At 72.5% G+C, this 16,524-nt stretch carries 13 protein-coding genes; 3 read left to right on the forward strand and 10 right to left on the reverse strand.

The features are described 5' to 3' along the window. Window positions 1–175 precede the first annotated feature (175 nt). Complete coding sequence (locus AB0H82_RS08725) at window positions 176–2,650, forward strand: ATP-binding protein (protein WP_362990289.1); 2,475 nt, start codon at window positions 176–178, stop codon at window positions 2,648–2,650. Between the two features lie 18 nt (window positions 2,651–2,668). Here AB0H82_RS08725 and nucS read toward each other — a convergent pair whose 3' ends face one another. After that, the gene (nucS, locus tag AB0H82_RS08730) at window positions 2,669–3,340 is read right to left on the reverse strand and encodes an endonuclease NucS (RefSeq protein ID WP_362990291.1); all 672 of its coding nucleotides are present in this window, start codon (window positions 3,338–3,340) and stop codon (window positions 2,669–2,671) included. 242 nt (window positions 3,341–3,582) lie between these two features. Here nucS and AB0H82_RS08735 point away from each other — a divergent pair, with 242 nt between their 5' ends. After that, entirely contained in the window at window positions 3,583–3,975 is a 393-nt protein-coding gene (locus tag AB0H82_RS08735; RefSeq protein ID WP_355802756.1) for an SCO5389 family protein, read from the forward strand. Between the two features lie 74 nt (window positions 3,976–4,049). Here AB0H82_RS08735 and AB0H82_RS08740 read toward each other — a convergent pair whose 3' ends face one another. Then, window positions 4,050–5,087, reverse strand: coding sequence for an LLM class flavin-dependent oxidoreductase (locus tag AB0H82_RS08740; RefSeq protein ID WP_362990293.1), 1,038 nt, complete (start codon window positions 5,085–5,087; stop codon window positions 4,050–4,052). A 209-nt stretch (window positions 5,088–5,296) separates the two neighbouring features. Here AB0H82_RS08740 and AB0H82_RS08745 point away from each other — a divergent pair, with 209 nt between their 5' ends. Continuing rightward, entirely contained in the window at window positions 5,297–5,629 is a 333-nt protein-coding gene (locus tag AB0H82_RS08745) for an ATP/GTP-binding protein (RefSeq protein WP_362990295.1), read from the forward strand. Window positions 5,630–5,654: 25 nt separating this feature from the next. Here AB0H82_RS08745 and AB0H82_RS08750 read toward each other — a convergent pair whose 3' ends face one another. The 8 genes from AB0H82_RS08750 to mce all read right to left on the reverse strand — a co-directional run bounded on the left by AB0H82_RS08750 (window position 5,655) and on the right by mce (window position 16,396). Beyond that, entirely contained in the window at window positions 5,655–6,446 is a 792-nt protein-coding gene (locus tag AB0H82_RS08750) for an ABC transporter permease (protein WP_362990435.1), read from the reverse strand. A gap of 143 nt (window positions 6,447–6,589) precedes the next feature. Further along, on the reverse strand, window positions 6,590–7,798 hold the full coding sequence (locus tag AB0H82_RS08755) for an ABC transporter ATP-binding protein (protein ID WP_362990297.1): 1,209 nt from the start codon (window positions 7,796–7,798) through the stop codon (window positions 6,590–6,592). 105 nt (window positions 7,799–7,903) lie between these two features. After that, on the reverse strand, window positions 7,904–8,728 hold the full coding sequence (locus AB0H82_RS08760) for a hypothetical protein (protein ID WP_362990299.1): 825 nt from the start codon (window positions 8,726–8,728) through the stop codon (window positions 7,904–7,906). Window positions 8,729–8,772: 44 nt separating this feature from the next. Beyond that, window positions 8,773–9,543, reverse strand: coding sequence for an ABC transporter permease (locus AB0H82_RS08765; RefSeq protein WP_362990300.1), 771 nt, complete (start codon window positions 9,541–9,543; stop codon window positions 8,773–8,775). Between the two features lie 3 nt (window positions 9,544–9,546). Beyond that, window positions 9,547–10,497, reverse strand: a complete 951-nt coding sequence (locus AB0H82_RS08770; protein WP_362990302.1) for an ABC transporter ATP-binding protein — start codon at window positions 10,495–10,497, stop codon at window positions 9,547–9,549. Window positions 10,498–10,558: 61 nt separating this feature from the next. Next, a complete protein-coding gene (locus AB0H82_RS08775) occupies window positions 10,559–11,494 on the reverse strand; it encodes a cellulose-binding protein (RefSeq protein WP_362990304.1) in 936 nt (311 codons plus the stop codon). 182 nt (window positions 11,495–11,676) lie between these two features. Next, a complete protein-coding gene (gene scy / locus AB0H82_RS08780) occupies window positions 11,677–15,747 on the reverse strand; it encodes a polarized growth protein Scy (RefSeq protein ID WP_362990306.1) in 4,071 nt (1,356 codons plus the stop codon). 208 nt (window positions 15,748–15,955) lie between these two features. Further along, window positions 15,956–16,396, reverse strand: a complete 441-nt coding sequence (gene mce / locus AB0H82_RS08785) for a methylmalonyl-CoA epimerase (RefSeq protein ID WP_362990308.1) — start codon at window positions 16,394–16,396, stop codon at window positions 15,956–15,958. Between the last annotated feature and the right edge of the window lie 128 nt (window positions 16,397–16,524).

The raw sequence follows: 16,524 nt of genomic DNA on the forward strand, positions 1-16,524 counted from the left end.
TGACGTCTCGGACGGGGCGGCACCCCGCCCACTCGTAGATACTGAGCGAAGGTCTAGGGTTCGGTCGCCCACCGATAGACGGACCCGCACGGGGGCACCGGACCAGAAGCGACAGCGCAGTGTGCACGAAGGCCGGAGGGGGCTGTGCACACGACGCATCTGGGGGGCTGAGACCATGGACCCGATGAACCGGGGACCCGAAGAGTACGGCCGCGACGGCACCGACGACGACAGCATCCACGCCGGCGTGCACGACGGCACCGACGACGGATCGCCGCACACCGGCCGGCCGCCGCGCGACCCCCTGACCCCCGACTTCGGTCAGCCCGCGCCCGCGCTCGCCCGCACCGTCCAGCTCGTCTCCGGCGACTTCCTGCTCACCGTCAACCCCGTCGACGGCAGCGAGATCGAACCCTGCCCGCCCGGGGAGCGCCCGGAGCGGCCCGCCAAGCGCACCGCCGACGGGCGCGCCGAACTGCGCCGGGCCTCGATGCCGCCCGTGCCGCCGGGCCCCGCGCTGCCCAGGCTGCCGCTCCTTGAGCGCCAGGAAGAGCGCGAGCGCCTCGCACGGCTCCTCGCGCGCGGCCGTTCCGTACGGCTGACCGGACCCGCGGGATCGGGCCGCACAGCACTCCTCAACGCCGTCGCCGACGACTGCGCCGACCTCGCCCCCGACGGCGTCGTCCGCCTCTCCGGCTACCGCAAGACACCCGGAGAGCTGCTCCACGACCTCTTCGCCGCCGTCCACGACGCGCCCCTCTACCGCCCCGACCGCGCCCAGCTGCTCGAACTGGTCCGCGACATCGGCGCCGTCGTCGTCCTCGACGACCTGGAGTTCGGCGGCGCGGGCCTCGACGAGCTGCTCGACGCGACCCCCGAGTGCGCCTTCCTCATCGCCGCCACACCCGACGTCGCGGCCCCCTCCGCCGACTGCCACCTCGAAGAGGTCTTCCTCGGCGGACTCGGCCGGGGCGGCGGCCTGGAACTCCTGGAGCGCGCCGTCGGCCGCGTCCTCGACGACGAGGAGGCCAACTGGGCGGGCGACCTGTGGTTCGAGTCCGAGGGGCTGCCGCTGCGCTTCGTCCAGGCGGGCGCCCTGCTCCGCCAGCGCGACCAGCTGCGCGCCGACCCGCACGTCTTCGAGGAGTACGGCTACTTCGCCGAGAGCCCCGTCGACGCGTCCTTCGACGCCGGCCCCGATGACGGCCCCGAGATCCCGCTGCCCTCGCTCGCCGACGGCGCCGCACCCGCCGCCCTGCTCGCCGCCCGGCTCAGCCCGTCCGCCCGCGCCACCCTGAAGTTCGCCGTCGCCCTCGGCGGCGAGCTGCCGCACCAGGCCCACCTGCCCGCCCTCGTCGGCGACACCCACGCCGACGCGGCCCTCGCCGAACTGGTGGGCTGCGCCCTCGTCACCCCGGTCGGCGCCCACTACCGCCTCGCCGCGGGCGTGCGCGCCCAGCTGGAGGCCGCCGGATACGCCGACGAGGCGGCCGAGCGCGCCCTGGCCGCCGCTCAGCACTATGCCTGGTGGGCCGGGCACCCCTCCGTCACCCCGGAGCGCGTCGCCGCCGAGGCCGACGCCGTGCAGGCCGCACTCGGCGCCCTGGTCGCCACGGAGGCCGGCGCGGCCGTGCTGCTCGCCCGCACCGCGGCGCCCGCCTTCGCCGGCGGGCTCGCCTGGGGCGCCTGGGAGCGAGCCCTGCGGTCCGGCCAGGAGGCCGCGCGGAACTCGGGGGAGGTCGCCGAAGAGGCTTATTTCCACCACGAGTTGGGGATCCTCGCGCTCTGCGGCGGGCAGCTGGACCGGGCCCGCGCCGAGCTGGAGGCCTCCATCGGGCTCCGCGGCGCGCTCGCCGACAAGCGGGGCATGATCTCCGGGCGCAGGGCCCTCGCCCTGGTCGCCGACCGCTCGGGCGGCGCACTGCCCGGCGGGCGCACGGCCGAAGAGGTGCCCGACGCCCGCTACGAGGAATCGGCTTCGCCCCCCGGCGGCATACCCGCCGCCTTCGGACTGCCCGCACCGCCCCCGGAGCCGGACACACTCGTCACCAGCAAGGCGACGCCCACCCTCGGGTCCGGCCCCGCGCCGACCCGCCGCTCCATCATCAGCGGCACCCGGCGCAACCTCGTCGCCGCCGGCGCCGGAGCCCTCCTCGCCGCCGTCCTCGGCACCGTCGTCACCCTCGGCGCCACGTCCGACAACAACGACCCGCCCGGCGACAAGGTCACCACGGAGCAGTCGGCGAAGGAGGACGGCGACGGGGACGGCCTGACCGCCGACAAGCCGCGGCAGGACGCCACGAGCCGCGGCGACACCCCGGGCGACGGCGGCACCGTCGGCACCTCGGACGGCCCGAAGCCGAGCGGCAGCGGAAAGCCGTCGGCCACGCCGAGCGGCAGCGACAAGCCGTCCGGCAAGCCCTCGGAGAAGCCGTCCGACAAGCCGACGGACAAGCCGACCACGCCCACGGGCAAGCCGACCAAGCCGTCCGACAAGCCGACGGACCCGCCGACCACGCCGCCCACGACCCCGCCGAGCACACCCCCCAGCACCCCGCCGTCGACACCGCCCACGAGCGACGACCCGCCCACCTCGCCCGACCAGTCGAACTCGGCGAGCGGCTCCGGCGGGACGACGCCCACCGCCTGAGGCGAGGCGGCCGGGCGGTCAGAACAGCCGCAGCTTGTCGTCCTCGATGCCCCGCAGCGCGTTGTAGTCCAGGACGGTGCAGCCGATGCCGCGGTCCGTGGCGAGGACGCGGGCCTGCGGCTTGATCTCCTGGGCGGCGAAGATGCCCCTGACGGGCGCCAGGTGCGGGTCGCGGTTCAACAGCTCCAGATAGCGGGTGAGTTGCTCCACGCCGTCGATCTCGCCGCGCCGCTTGATCTCGACGGCGACGGTCTGCCCGTCGGCGTCGCGGCAGAGGATGTCCACCGGGCCGATCGCCGTCATGTACTCGCGACGAATGAGTGAGTACCCCTCGCCGAGCGTCTCGATCCGGTCGGCGAGCAGCTCCTGAAGGTGCGCTTCCACGCCGTCCTTGATGAGGCCGGGGTCCACGCCCAGCTCGTGCGAGGAGTCGTGGAGGACTTCCTCCATCGTGATGATGAGCTTCTCGCCCGCCTTGTTCACGACGGTCCACACACCGGCGTCGTCCCCGGTCCCCTCCTTCAATGTGCAGGGCGGAGACATCCAGTTGAGCGGTTTGTAAGCCCTGTCGTCCGCGTGGATCGAGACGCTGCCGTCCGCCTTCACGAGGATCAGGCGGGGGGCCGACGGGAGATGGGCGGTGAGCCGGCCCGCGTAGTCCACGGAGCATCGGGCAATGACGAGACGCATGGGGCGCAACGCTACTCGACCGGAGCCGGTGCGCGCGATTCGCCCACCCCTCATCCCCGCGGGAGCGACTTGTCCGGCGATGAACCTGTTCGATCCTGGCCGGTTATGCGCCCAATCTTCTGGTGTAGGCACCGCCCGGTGCCTACCGTAGAAGCAAGAGGTCGTCGTCCGTGCACGCTGCGTAGGCGGACTCCATCCCTGTCCGTAGGCCCCCGCTCCCCGGGGGTGCGAGAGGAGAACCCATGTCGCTCGACGTCTCACCGGCACTGTTGGAACAGGCCGAGCGAGGCGAGGTCGATGAAGCAGAATTCGTCGACTGCGTCCGGACCTCCCTGCCTTACGCATGGGAGATGATCAGCTCCCTGGTGGCCCAGCTCAAGGTCGACGGCGGCGAGTTCGCCGACAACCAGACCCCGCCGCCGGACGAGCAGGCACGCGGTCAGCTGCTGCGCGCGCTCGCGAGTGACGCGATTCGCGGTGCCCTGCAGCGGCACTTCGGAGTGCGTCTGGCATTCCAGAACTGCCACCGCGTAGCGGTGTTCCCGCTGGATCCTTCGGTGGACGACCGGCTCGCCCGCTTCACGTCGATCCGTGGGCAGCTGCTCAACCAGTCGCCCGAACTGCGGGACTGCTGACGTCTGTTGCTGCCGCTCCGTACGCGGGAGGTGTTCTAGTCCGGAGCGGCAGCTCCTCAGTCGGACGGCGGATCTCAGCCGAGCTGGGGCAGTACCTCGGTGCCCAGCCTCCGCACGTTCTCCTCCGTGGCCGCCAGGTCGCCCGAGCCCTCCACGAGCAGCGCGAAGCGCGTGATGCCGGTGCGCTCGGACGTGGCGGCGATCCGGTCGGCGCACACCTGCGGGGTGCCCACGGGATGCAGCCCGCAGAGCAGCTCGGTGTAGGCCGCCGGGTCCCGCATGGCCCGGTGCCTGCCGTCCACGGTCACATGGGCGTCCAGGCCCTGCTTCAGCCAGCCGGGCATCGCCTTCTGTAAGGTCTCGGCCGCCTCCACGCGCCGGTCCGCGATCTGCGCGACCCCGGCGGAGACGTGCGACGCGGCGGCGACCTGCTCGGGGGCGTGCCCGGCGGCACGGGCGTGCCGGTTCCACAACGCCACCATTTCGGCCTTCTCGTCGTCGCCCACATGCATGCCGAGCAGCATGGGCAGACAGCGCTGTGCCGCGAGCCGCACGCTGGACGGCGAGGTGCAGGCGACGATCACCTCGGGCCCCGCGCTGTCGCCCTGGCCGGGCAGCGCCTCCTGCGGGCGCGGCACGACGGCCACCTCGCGGAAGGAGAACCGGCCGCCGCCGCCCCCGACCCGGGGCTCCTTCAGCCATCGGAGCAGCAGGTCGAGCGATTCCGGGAAACCCTTCTCGTACGCCTCCAGGCCGGCCCCGAAGACCTCCAGGTCCACCCAGGGACCGCCGCGTCCGACACCGAGCGAGAACCGGCCGCCGGACGTCATGTGCAGCAGTGCCGCCTGCTCGCCGAGCGCCACGGGGTGCACGGTCGGGAGTACGCTGACGGCCGTGCCGACGCGGATCCGCCGGGTCCGCCCGAGCAGCAGGGCCGCGAGGGTCACCGCCGACGGGCACGTGCCGTACGGCACGAAGTGGTGCTCGGCGAGCCAGACCGAATCGAGCCCCGCCTCCTCGGCCACCTCGGCGGACCGCACCGCTCGGTGCAGTGCCTCCCCCTGCCCCTGTCCGGGGAACTGGGCGGCCAGAACAAAACTACCTACACGCATCGAACTCCTGCCTCCTTGACGCCGACGCAGGCACTCCCCCTACGGGCAACAACGCGTGACACGTGCCAAAGGCACGGCCTGGCATGAAGATTGTTGGATTTTCCGTGCAGCGAAGGGGCCGGCGGCCCTCGGTGCGGCACGGGTACCCCGGGGCGTGGCGCGTAGGCTGGTCACACCCCTGACCGCCGTACAGCCCGTGAGGTGTTTCCGTGTCCCCGCGTCGCAACCGCCCCAAGGGCGCCGGAGAGTCGAAGGCGACCGCGGGCGTGGAACCACCGGGCCGCTACGGCGGCTTCCAGTCCACCGAGAGCTGGCAGGGCGAGGAGTGGAGCGTGCGCCACGTCGCGGGCGCGAGCTCGGCGGGCAAGCGGTACCGCTGCCCGGGCTGCGACCAGGAGATCCCGTCGGCCCTCGCCCACGTGGTGGCCTGGCCCGAGCACTCCGGCGTGGACGAGCGCAGACACTGGCACAAGGCGTGCTGGAACGCGAAGGACCGCCGCACCACGCGGGTGCAGCGGTCCCGTAACGCGCCGAGGTACTGAGCCCCGTAACGCCTGTGCCGTACGGCTATACGTCGCGCTTCTCCAGGAGTGCGAACGCGCCGGCGACGGCGGCCACCGTGACGACGACGAGCAGCACCAGCTGCGAGCCGCCGCCGGTGCCGTCGGCGGTGTCCGCGCCGAAGATCTTGGCGAGCGCCGTGATGGCGTTGTAGTCGTTCATCTTCTCGCCGAGCGGCTGCGTGCTCTCCCAGATCATCAGGAACGCGGGCATGATCGCCGGCACCAGGACCACGCCGAGCATGGCGGTGATGGCGCCCGCGGAGTGCCGCAGCATCGAGCCGACGGCGAGCGCGAGCACGCCGAGCAGCGAGACGTACAGACCGCCCTTGAAGACCGTGCCCGCCCAGGGCAGGTCACCCGCCTCGGGGCCGCTGTGGGCCGCCGAGGCCGCCAGGCCCACGAGGAGGATGGAGCCGGCGGAGACCACGAAGGCGACCGCGAAGTAGATGATGACCTTCGCGGCGAGGACACGGTAGCGCTGCGGGGACGCGGTGAACGTCGTACGGATCATGCCCGTGCCGTACTCGGACGAGGTGACGAGCACACCGAGCGTGATCAGGCAGATCTGACCGAGCATCAGACCGAAGAAGGCCGGGACGGTGAACGGCATGTCCGCGTAGTCGGTCGCATCGGTGTTCGCCACGGCGAGCAGGCCGATGCCGACGACCAGGAGCAGGAAGATGCCCAGGGTCCACATCGTGGAGCGGACTGACTTGATCTTCGTCCACTCGGAGGCCAGGGCGTTGCCGAGGTGGGTCTGCTTGACCGGGATCGGCGAGGTGTAGGCGTTGGCCATCGCCTGCTGCCAGGCGGACGGCGGCGCGGGGGCGGCCGGCGGCGGGGCCATCGGGGCGCCCTGCGGCGCCGGGGCGCCGGCCGGTGCGTACACCTGCTGGGGCTGCTGCGCCTGCGGCTGCTGCTGCGGAGTCGGAGGCGTGGTCATCGTGCGGCGTCCTCGTTGTCGGTGGCGGTGGCGCGCTTGGTCATGTCGGGGGCGGGAGCGGCGGGGGCCGCCGGCGCCTGCTGCGGGGGCGCCGCGGCGTACGGGTTCGGCGCAGGGGGCGCGCCCTGCGGCTGCGGCGTCGCGAAGGGCTGACCGCCGCCCTGCTGGGGCGGCGGCGGGGCGTACCAGCCGGGCTGGCCCTGACCGGGCACCGGCACACCCTGCGGCAGCGCGCCGGGGGGCATGGCGCCGGGCGGCATCTCCTGCTGGAGGCCCGCGCGCTGGTCGACCGTGGAGCGGTAGTCGACGGCGCCCTGCGTCATCCGCATGTACGCCTCTTCCAACGAGGCCTGGTGCGGGGAGAGCTCCCACAGGCGGACGTCCGCGCCGTGCGCGAGGTCGCTGATGCGGGGGAGCGGCAGACCGGTGACGCGCAGCGCGCCGTCCTGCTCGGGCAGCACCTGGCCGCCCGCCTCGGTCAGCGCGGCCGTCAGCTTCTCGCGGTGCTCGGGCTCGCTGTCCGGCGTACGCACCCGCGCGAAGTCCGCGGAGTTGTGCGAGATGAAGTCCCTGACGCTCATGTCGGCGAGCAGCTGGCCGCGGCCGATCACGATGAGGTGCTCGGCGGTGAGCGCCATCTCGCTCATCAGGTGGGACGACACGAAGACCGTGCGGCCCTCGGCGGCGAGCGACTTCATCAGGTTGCGGACCCAGAGGATGCCCTCGGGGTCGAGGCCGTTGACCGGCTCGTCGAAGAGCAGCACCTGCGGGTCGCCGAGGAGCGCCGCCGCGATGCCGAGCCGCTGGCCCATGCCGAGCGAGAAGCCCTTGGAGCGCTTCTTCGCCACGTCCTGCAGACCCACGACGCCGAGCACCTCGTCGACCCTGCGGGCCGGGATGCCGGAGAGCTGCGCGAGGCAGAGCAGGTGGTTGCGGGCGTGCCGACCGCCGTGCACGGCCTTGGCGTCGAGCAGCGCACCGACCTGGCGGGGGGCGTTCGGCAGCTTGCGGTAGGGATAGCCGCCGATCGTCACCTGCCCGGTGGTGGGCGCGTCGAGCCCGAGGATCATGCGCATCGTCGTCGACTTGCCGGAGCCGTTGGGCCCGAGGAAGCCGGTGACGGTTCCGGGCCGCACCTGGAAGGAAAGGTTGTACACGGCTGTCTTGGCGCCGTAGCGCTTCGTCAGGCCGACTGCCTCGATCATTCTCCGCACCCATCGAATGGTTCAGGACGTCGGGGCACACGCCCCCGTAAGGGTTAGGAGGATAACGGGGAGCTGACGGTTCCAGCCAAGAGCAGGTAAAAGCGGCTACGGCGCCGGGAGCTCCGTCCACGGCAGCACCCAGCCCTCCTCGGCGAAGAGGAGCGTGCCCCGCGCGCGGAGCTCGGGGTCGGCTGCCGCCCGCCTCACCCAGGACGCCGCGTCGGGCCCGAGCAGTTCCCGCAGGCGCGGCGACGCGTCGAGAAGCGCGTCGAGCAGCGCGGCCTGGTCGCCGCCGCCGGGCCGCGGCAGTCCGGTCACCGGGTCGGCGAGGACGCCGCGCACGCTGACGTAGACGTACGCCCCGTCGAGCCGCTCGCCGGACGGCAGGGTCATTCCGTACGCGTCCCCGGGCAGCGGGACCCGCCGGTAGTTGGGCAGCTCGGTGGCGTCGACGGCGGGCAGCTGTGCCGCGTCCAGCCAGGAGACGACGAGGGTGGTCCGTGCGGTGCGCGCTCCGTAGGGGGCGGCCGCCACGTACCCGGCGCGGCCGATGTGGGCGGAGCAGCCGATGCCGAGGCCGCGCAGCCGCACGGGCACCATCGGCACGGTGCCGGAGATGCCCCGCCGGGCGAGCTTGTGGGAGAGCTGGCCGGGAGAGGCGTTCGAGCCGACGGCGATGACGGGGTGGCGGTCCGCGACGGGTGGCCGGCCGAGGGCGGTGAGGATGTCGTCGAGTGAGCGGTGCGGCGGGTGGCCGGTGCCGTCGACGGTCCACGCGCCGAGCCCGCCGGGACGCGGGTGCAGCTCAAGGAGTTCCGCGCCGGTGAGCAGGGCGGGGACCGTGACGGGCAGGCCCGGGTAGGTGAGGGGTTGCAGCGCGGGCACGCCGTCGAGACCGAGCGCGGCGAGTCCGCGGTCCTGCGTCGTCACATGTCCCCCCGGGGCACGGGCCGGTCCTGGAGACACGCCCTGGATCACGCGTCCCGTTTCTTCAGCAGTACGTACCCACCGAGCAGCGCGAGCACCACCCACACCAGCATGATCGCGAGGCCGCCCCACGGCCCGTACGGGGTGTCGTCGTCGAACGGCGACTTGACCTGCATGATCTTGCTGCCGGCCTGGTCGGGCAGGAAGCGGCCGATCTTCTCCGTCGCCGACACGTTGCCGAGGATGCTGGAGATGAGGAAGAAGAACGGCATCAGGATGCCGAGGGAGAGCATCGGGCTGCGCAGCATCGCCGCGACACCCATGGAGAACATCGCGATGAGCGTCATGTAGAGCGCGCCGCCGATGACGGCGCGCAGCACTCCGGGGTCGCCGATCTGCGCCTTGTACGGGCCGAGCATCGCCTGTCCGACGAAGAACGTGAGGAAGCTGGTGGCCAGGCCCACCACGAAGGCGAGCAGCGTGGCGACGGTGACCTTGCCGAACAGGAACGCGGCGCGCTGCGGGACCGCCGCGAGCGAGGTGCGGATCATGCCGGTGCTGTACTCGTTCGAGACGACGAGCACCCCGAAGACGATCATCGCGAGCTGGCCGAGGGACATCCCGGCGAAGCTGATGAACGTCGGGTCGAAGGTCAGCTTGTCCCTGGCGTCCAGGCCGTCGTAGTCGTTCTTGGACAGGACGCTGATCACCGCGCCGAGCGCGATCGTGACGACGAGGGCGAGCCCGAGCGTCCAGACGGTCGAGGAGACCGAGCGGATCTTGGTCCACTCCGATCGCAGTACCTGCGTCGCGGCCATCGCTCAGGCTCCCTTCCGCGGCTGCCGGCCCTGGCCGGGACCCTTGTGGTCGGCGTGCGCGTGGTATTCGACCGACTCCGCGGTGAGCTGCATGAACGCCTCCTCCAGGGAGGCCTGTTGGGGGCTCAGCTCATGGAGGACGAGCTGGTTCCGCGCGGCGAGCTCACCGAGCTCCTCCGCCGGGGCACCGTCCACTTCGAGGGCGCCGTCGCCCACGTCGACGGCGGTGACGCCCGCCCGGTGCAGGACGTCGAGGAGACGTTCGCGCTGCGGGGAGCGGAGTCTGACGTACGACCGGGAGTTCTGCCGGATGAAGTCGGACATCGACAGGTCGGCCAGCAGGCGGCCCTGGCCGATGACGACGAGATGATCGGCGGTGAGCGCCATCTCGCTCATCAGATGCGAGGAGACGAAGACCGTACGCCCCTGCGCGGCAAGGGACTTCATCAGGTTGCGGATCCAGTGGATGCCCTCGGGGTCGAGGCCGTTGACCGGCTCGTCGAACATCAGGATCTCGGGATCGCCGAGGAGCGCCCCGGCGATGCCCAGGCGCTGGCCCATGCCGAGCGAGAAGCCCTTGGCCTTCTTCTTGGCGACGGCGGTCAGCCCGACGGTGTCGAGGACCTCGCTGACGCGGGCGCGCGGGATGCCGTTGCTCTGCGCGAGGCAGAGCAGGTGGTGGTAGGCGCTGCGGCCGCCGTGCATCGCCTTGGCGTCGAGGAGCGCGCCGATGCGCGTGAGGGGGTCCTTCAGCTCGGTGTAGTGCCGGCCGTCGATGCGGACGGCGCCGGCCGAGGGGTGGTCGAGCCCGAGCAGCATGCGCATGGTGGTGGACTTGCCCGCGCCGTTCGGACCGAGGAAGCCGGTGACCATGCCGGGGCGGACGGCGAAGCTCAGGTTGTTGACGGCCACCTTCTCGCCGTACCGCTTGGTCAGCCCCTCAAGCTCGATCATGCGGCAACGCTAAAACGGGACAAAGCCCCCTGCCACTTGGGCAGGGGGCTCGGCAAGCGCCTCAGCGGGTCTGCTGAGCCGGCACCCCGCGAGAGACGGGCTCGTCGTCGGCGGGCGTGCCGGCGGCAGCCACAGCGGCACCGGTGAGCGTCGCCAGCATCTCCCGCACATTGGTGAGCTGCGCGTTGATGCTGTCGCGGCGGTTCGTGAGCGCGGCGAGCTCGCGCTCGGACTCCGAACGGATCCGGTCCGCCTTCGCGTTCGCGTCGGCCACGATGTCCTCGGCCTGGCGCTGAGCGGTCTCGACGGTTTGCCGGGCGCGGCGCTCCGCGTCGGTCCGCAGCTTCTCCGCCTCCAGGCGCAGCTGCTCCGCACGGTGCTCGATCTCCGCGAGGCGCTTCTCCGCCTTGGCCTGACGGGAGGCCAGGTCACGCTCGGACTGCTCACGGCGCTTGGCGAGGTTCGTCTCGAAGTCCGCGGCGGCCTGGGCGGCCTTGGCACGGGTCTCCTCGAAGAGGGCGTCCGCCTCCTCGCGCTTGGACTGCGCGTCCTTCTGGGCCTCGGTCCGCAGCGCGCTCGCCTCGCCCTTGGCCTTCTCGACGATCCGGACGCCCTCGTCCTCGGCCTTGGCCTTGCGCTCGGCGGCGAACGACTCGGCGTCGTTGCGCACCTGCTGGGCGGCGGACTCGGCGAGCTCGCGGTGCTGCTCGGCCGCGCGACGGGCCTCCTCGCGCAGGTCCTTCGCCTCCTCCTCGGCGAGGCGGAGGATCTTCTCGACGCGGGCACCGAGACCGGCGTACGACGGCTCGGCGTCGGAGACCTGGGCCTGGGCGTTCTGCGTTTCGAGGTGGAGCTCCTCGATGCGCTTTTCCAGAGCAGTGATACGGGCAAGAGCGCTGTCACGGTCGGAGACGAGCTTGGAGATACGTTCGTCCACCTGAGCGCGGTCGTACCCACGCCGCACAAGCTCGAAGCCGTAGGGGGAAGTGTCGCTCATGGGGTTCCTGTCGAATGAGACCGGTGAGGTGATAGAGGGAATCCTAGGGGTCCAAGCGGCGTGTCATCGAGCAGATGCCTGTTTGATCTGGAGAATGACACCCCTTTTGAGTGGCTGACCGTCAGAGCGCTTGCCAGGGACAGGGCCAAAGGTCCTTTCGGAGCACGGCAGATTCCCTTTGACTACCCCTCCGACTGCTTGCCACTCGAACGTGTCGATCCGGCCGCGGCTCCCGCCTTGACACCGCCCGCGCCCGAACCGCCGCCCGACCCGGACTTCGCACCGCTCGACGGGGCCTCGAAAGACTCCAACGCCTCCAGCACGTCCTGGACACGGGAGATCTCCGCATTGATGTCCGCGCGGCGCCGCACCAAAACCTCCAGCTCCTGCTTGCCCTCCTCGACCATGCGCGTCGCCTCCGCCTCGGCCTCGGCCTTGATCCGCTCGGCCTCGCGGGTCAGCGCGGCCTTCTTCGTCTCGGCCTCCTTCAGGAGCGCCTCGGCCTTCTTCACGGCGGAGATACGGACCTTGCCCGCCTCCGAGTTGGCGTCCGAGACCAGCTCCTTGGCCTTCGCCTCGGCCTCGGCCAGCTGCTCCTCCGCGGCCTTGACCAGCGCGTCGCACCGCTCGCCCGCGGACTTCATCGCCTCGGCGGACTCGCGGCGGGCGCGGTCGTGCAACTCCTCGATCTCGGCGCTGAGACGGTCGCGCTGCTCCTCCGAGCGCTCCCTTATGGCCGTCGCGTCGCGGCGGGCGCCGACGAGCAGCTCGTCCGCGTCCGTACGGGCCTTCTCCACCAGGGAGTTGCCCTCGACCGTCGCCGCCGCGACCAGCCGCTCGGCCTCCTTGCGGGCCGCGCCGACCATCGTGTCGGCCTGCGCCTCGGCGTCCGTGGTCGCCTTCAGCGCCTTCTCCTGGGCGTCCGCCGTCAGCTTCTCGGCCTCCGCCGCGGCCTCCGTGATGAGCGTGTCGACCTGCTCGGCGGCTTCCTGACGGCGCTTGTTGGCCTCCTTGCGGGCCTCGTCGAGCGTGCGCTCGGCCTCCTCGCGCGCCTCCGACGTGAGCCGTTCGGCCTCGCTCGCCGCCGCGGCCTTGACGCGCTCGGACTCGCTGCGGATCCGCTCGGCGTGCTGCTGCGCGGAGTTGACCGTCTCGGCGGCCTCGGCGCGCAGCCGCTCGGCGTCGCCGGAGGCGTCCGAGATGAGCTTCTCGGCCTTCGCCACGGACTCCGCACGGACCCGCTCCGCCTCGGCGGTGGACTCGGCGCGCAGCCGCTCGGCCTGCTCCGCGGCTTCCGTACGGACGCGCTCCGCTTCCGCGGTGGACTCGGCCGTGAGCCGCTCCGCCTGTTCGGCGGCCTCCGCGCGGACGCGCTCGGCCTCCGTGGTGGACTCGGTCTTGAGCCGCTCGGCCTCCGCCGTCGACTCGGCACGCAGCCGCTCGGCCGCCGCGACCGTCTCGTTCTGCAGCTTCTCGGCCTCGCTGCGGGCCTCGCCGATCAGCGTGTCGGCCTGGCTCGCCGCGTCGTTGCGGATGCGGTTGGCGTCCTCGCGGGCGTCGGCACGCGTGCGTGCCGCGTCCTGCTCCGCCTGCGCGATGGTGTCCGACGCCTCCGTGCGCACCTGCTGGGCGTGCTCCGAGGCGGCCGAGCGCAGCCGCTCGGCCTCCGCGATGGCGTCCGCGACCGTACGCTCCGCGAGCTCCTTGGCGGCCTCCGAGGCCTCCGTCGCCTCGCGCCGGGTGCGGTTGGCGTCCTCGGTGGCGCGCTCCCGCTCGGCGTAGGCGTCGGAGCGGACGCGGTCCGCCTCCTCCTGCGCCTCCGTCCTCGTACGCTCGGCGGCGTGCTCGGCGGCCGAGCGCAGCCCCGCGACCTCCTCCTGCGCCGTCTCGTGCAGGCCGGCCACGGAGTCGCGTACGGACTGGGCGTGCTGCTCGGCGGCCGAGACCAGCTCGGTCGCGCGGCGGTCGGCCTCCTCGACGAGCCGGACCGCCTCGGCCTGCGCCTCCTCGACGCGCTTGCGGGCGGACGCGAGGAGCTCCTCGCTCTGCTCGCGGGCCCGCTCACGCTCCTGGTCGGCCTCCGCACGCGCGGAGTTGAGGGTCTCCTCGGCCTCGCGGCGACGGCGGACCGCCTCCTCCTGGGCGGCGGCGAGCGCCTCGGCGGCCTCCGTGCCGACGCGCTCGGCGGCGGCCGCGGCCTCCGCGCGGACCCGGTCGGCCGACTCCTGGGCCTCCGTCTTGAGCCGCTCCGCCTCGGCGGCGGCCTCCGAACGCAGCCGTACGGCGATGTTCTCGCCCTCGGCGCGGGCCTGCGAGGCATCGGCCGCGGCTTCGTCGCGCAGCCGCTCCGCCTCGGTCTCGGCCTGCGCCTGGAGCGTGCGGATCCGCTCGGCGGACTCGGCGCGCAGCCGGTCCGTCTCGTCCGTGGCCTCCTTGCGCATGCGCTCGGCCTCGGCCCGGGCGTCGGTCAGCGCCTGCTCGGCGGCCGACAGGCGCTCCTCGGCCTCCGTGCGCAGCCGCGTCAGCTCCTCGGCGGCCTCGGCCTGCCGTGCCGCTATGGCCTGCTCGGTCTCCTCGCGCAGCGCCCGCGCGGCCTCCTCGGCCTCGGACTTCGTGGCCGCGGCCTGCTCGGCGGCCTCCTCGCGGTGCCGCTCGGCCTCCTCACGGGTGCGCTCCAGGGTCTCCTCGGCCTGCGTGCGCAGCGTCGTGGCGCGCTCGACGGCCTCGGTACGGACCCGGTCGCTCTCGGTGGCCGCGGCCGTGCGCAGCTCCTCGGCGTCGGCCTTCGCCTTGGCGAGCAGCTCCTCGGCGGACTTGGCCGCCTCCTCGATCTCCTTGACCGCCTCGCGCCGCGCCTCGCCCCGGATGCGCTCGCCCTCGGAGACCGCGTCGGCCCGCAGCTGCTCGGCCTCGCCGCGCAGCCGGCGCGCCTCCTCCTGCAGCTCGACGGTCTTGGCGCGGTACTCCTTCGTGTCGTCCTTCGCCGCGCCCTTGAGCTCCTCGGCGATGTCGTGCGCCTCGGCGCGCAGCCGGTCCGCCTCGGCCTCCGCCTCGGACCGGATCCGCTCGGCCTCCTCGGTGGCGGCCTTCGTGGTCTCCTTGGCGTTCTTCGAGGCCTTGTCGAGGACCTCCTCGGCGGTCCGCGCGGCCTTCGCGAGCTGGCTCGCGGTCTCCTCGGCGGTGATCGTGCGCGCCTTCTCGGCGGCGTCCGCGATCAGCTTCTCGGCCTCCGCGCGGGCGTCGGCGACCAGCTGCTCGGCCTCGGACCTGGTGGACTCGGCCTCCTTGGTGGCCTCGCCGACCAGGCGGGCGACCTGCTCCTTGGCGGTCCGCGTGCGCTGTTCGTTCGCCGCCTCGGCGGCCGACAGCTGCTTGGCCGCGGCCTCCTTGGCCTCGGCGAGCACCTTCTCGGCCTCGCCGCGCGCCGCGCGCAGCGCCGTCTCGGCCTCGGCCATGCGCTGCTCGGCGGCCCGGCTCGCCTCGGCGGCCTGGCGGCGCGCCTGCTCGGACTCGGTCGCCGTGGTGGAGCGCAGCTGCTCGGCGTGGTCGGTGGCCTCCTGGGCCTGCGTCGACGCGGCGTTCAGCAGGCGCTCGGCGTCGGTGCGGGCGCGGCGCAGGATCGCCTCGGCCTCGGCGCGGGCGGCCTCCGCGTCCCCTGCGAGGCGCTGGCGGGCCTCCTCGGCGATCCGGGCGGCCTCCGCGCGGGCGGCGGCCAGGGCCTGGTCGGCCTCGGCGCGCGACTCGTCGAGGAGGCGGCGGGCCTGCTGTTCCGTGCGGGCCCTGAGCTGCTCGGCCCAGGCCACGTTCTCGTTGACGTGGGACTCGACGGTCCTGCGGCGCTCGGCCAGCTCCTGGTCGAGCTGCTGGCGGCGCGAGACGGCCTCGGCGTGCAGCTCGGACTGGAGGCGGGCCTGTTGCTCGGCGTGCTCCTGGAGGATGCGCTGGGTCTGCGCGCGGGCGTCGCGGAGCTCGCGCTCGGCGTCGGCGCGCAGCTGCTCGGCCTGGATCTGGGCGTTGCGGAGCAACTGCTCGGCCTGATACCCGATGTCCGCGCTGTCGTAGGCAGGCCGGGACGCGAGGTTGCGGCGCGCCTCGTGCAGCTTGGCGCGCAACACCTCGACCTGGTAGCCGAGGTCCTCGGCGTGCTGGACGGCTTTCTCCCGCTCGGTCTTCAGCCGGTCCATCTCGGCCTCGAACCGCGACAGACTGTCGGTCTCAGCCCGCGAGTTCTCTTGGCGTTCGTAGCCCCGCACTGCGCGGTCCCATCCGTCCCCTGGTCGCAAGTCTCTCCAACGAGCCCCGTCCATCCGCCGAACGGGGCCCCCGGGGGAATGGTGTCAGATCAACAGCGGGGCATGAGCTGCTGCCCCGACGCTCGTCCCCCGAAACCCGGACCCCGGTACGTGGCCGCCCAAAGTTCGGACGGCCGCCACTAACCCTACCGGCCCAGATATACGGAGGTCAGTGCTCCGGTGCCTCGGAGGGTGCCGAAGTGACAAGTTCCGTAAGGACGCCGTGGCAGTCCTTCGGGTGCAGGAACGTGATGCGTGACCCCATGGAGCCGATTCGGGGCTCTTCGTAGAGGACGCGTACGCCCTTGTCCTTGATGGCCGCGGCGTCGCCGTCCACGTCCGCGGTGCCGAAGGCGATGTGGTGCACGCCCTCGCCGTTCTTGGCCAGCCACTTGCCGACCGCGGAGTCGTCGCGGGTCGGTTCCAGGAGCTGGAGGTAGGAGGCACCTCCGTCACTCGTCTCGTTGATTTTGAGCATGGCCTCGCGCACGCCCTGCTCTTCGTTGACCTCGGTGTGGAACACCTCGAATCCGTACGTCGCGCGGTAGAACTCGACGGTCTTGTCGAGGTCGAAACAGGCGATCCCGATGTGATCGATTCGCGTCAGCATGGTTCAAGTGCAGCGCTTGACCCAGTGATTACGCAACGTGCGCGCGATCACAGTCGCCGCCCGATGACGGCAGGGGTACTGCTCAGTACATTCAGATAAACCCTCGTTAACTCCTCTCCTCCCAAGGG

Origin of the sequence: Streptomyces sp. NPDC050732, from assembly GCF_040654255.1 — a bacterium.
Lineage (GTDB): Bacteria > Actinomycetota > Actinomycetes > Streptomycetales > Streptomycetaceae > Streptomyces.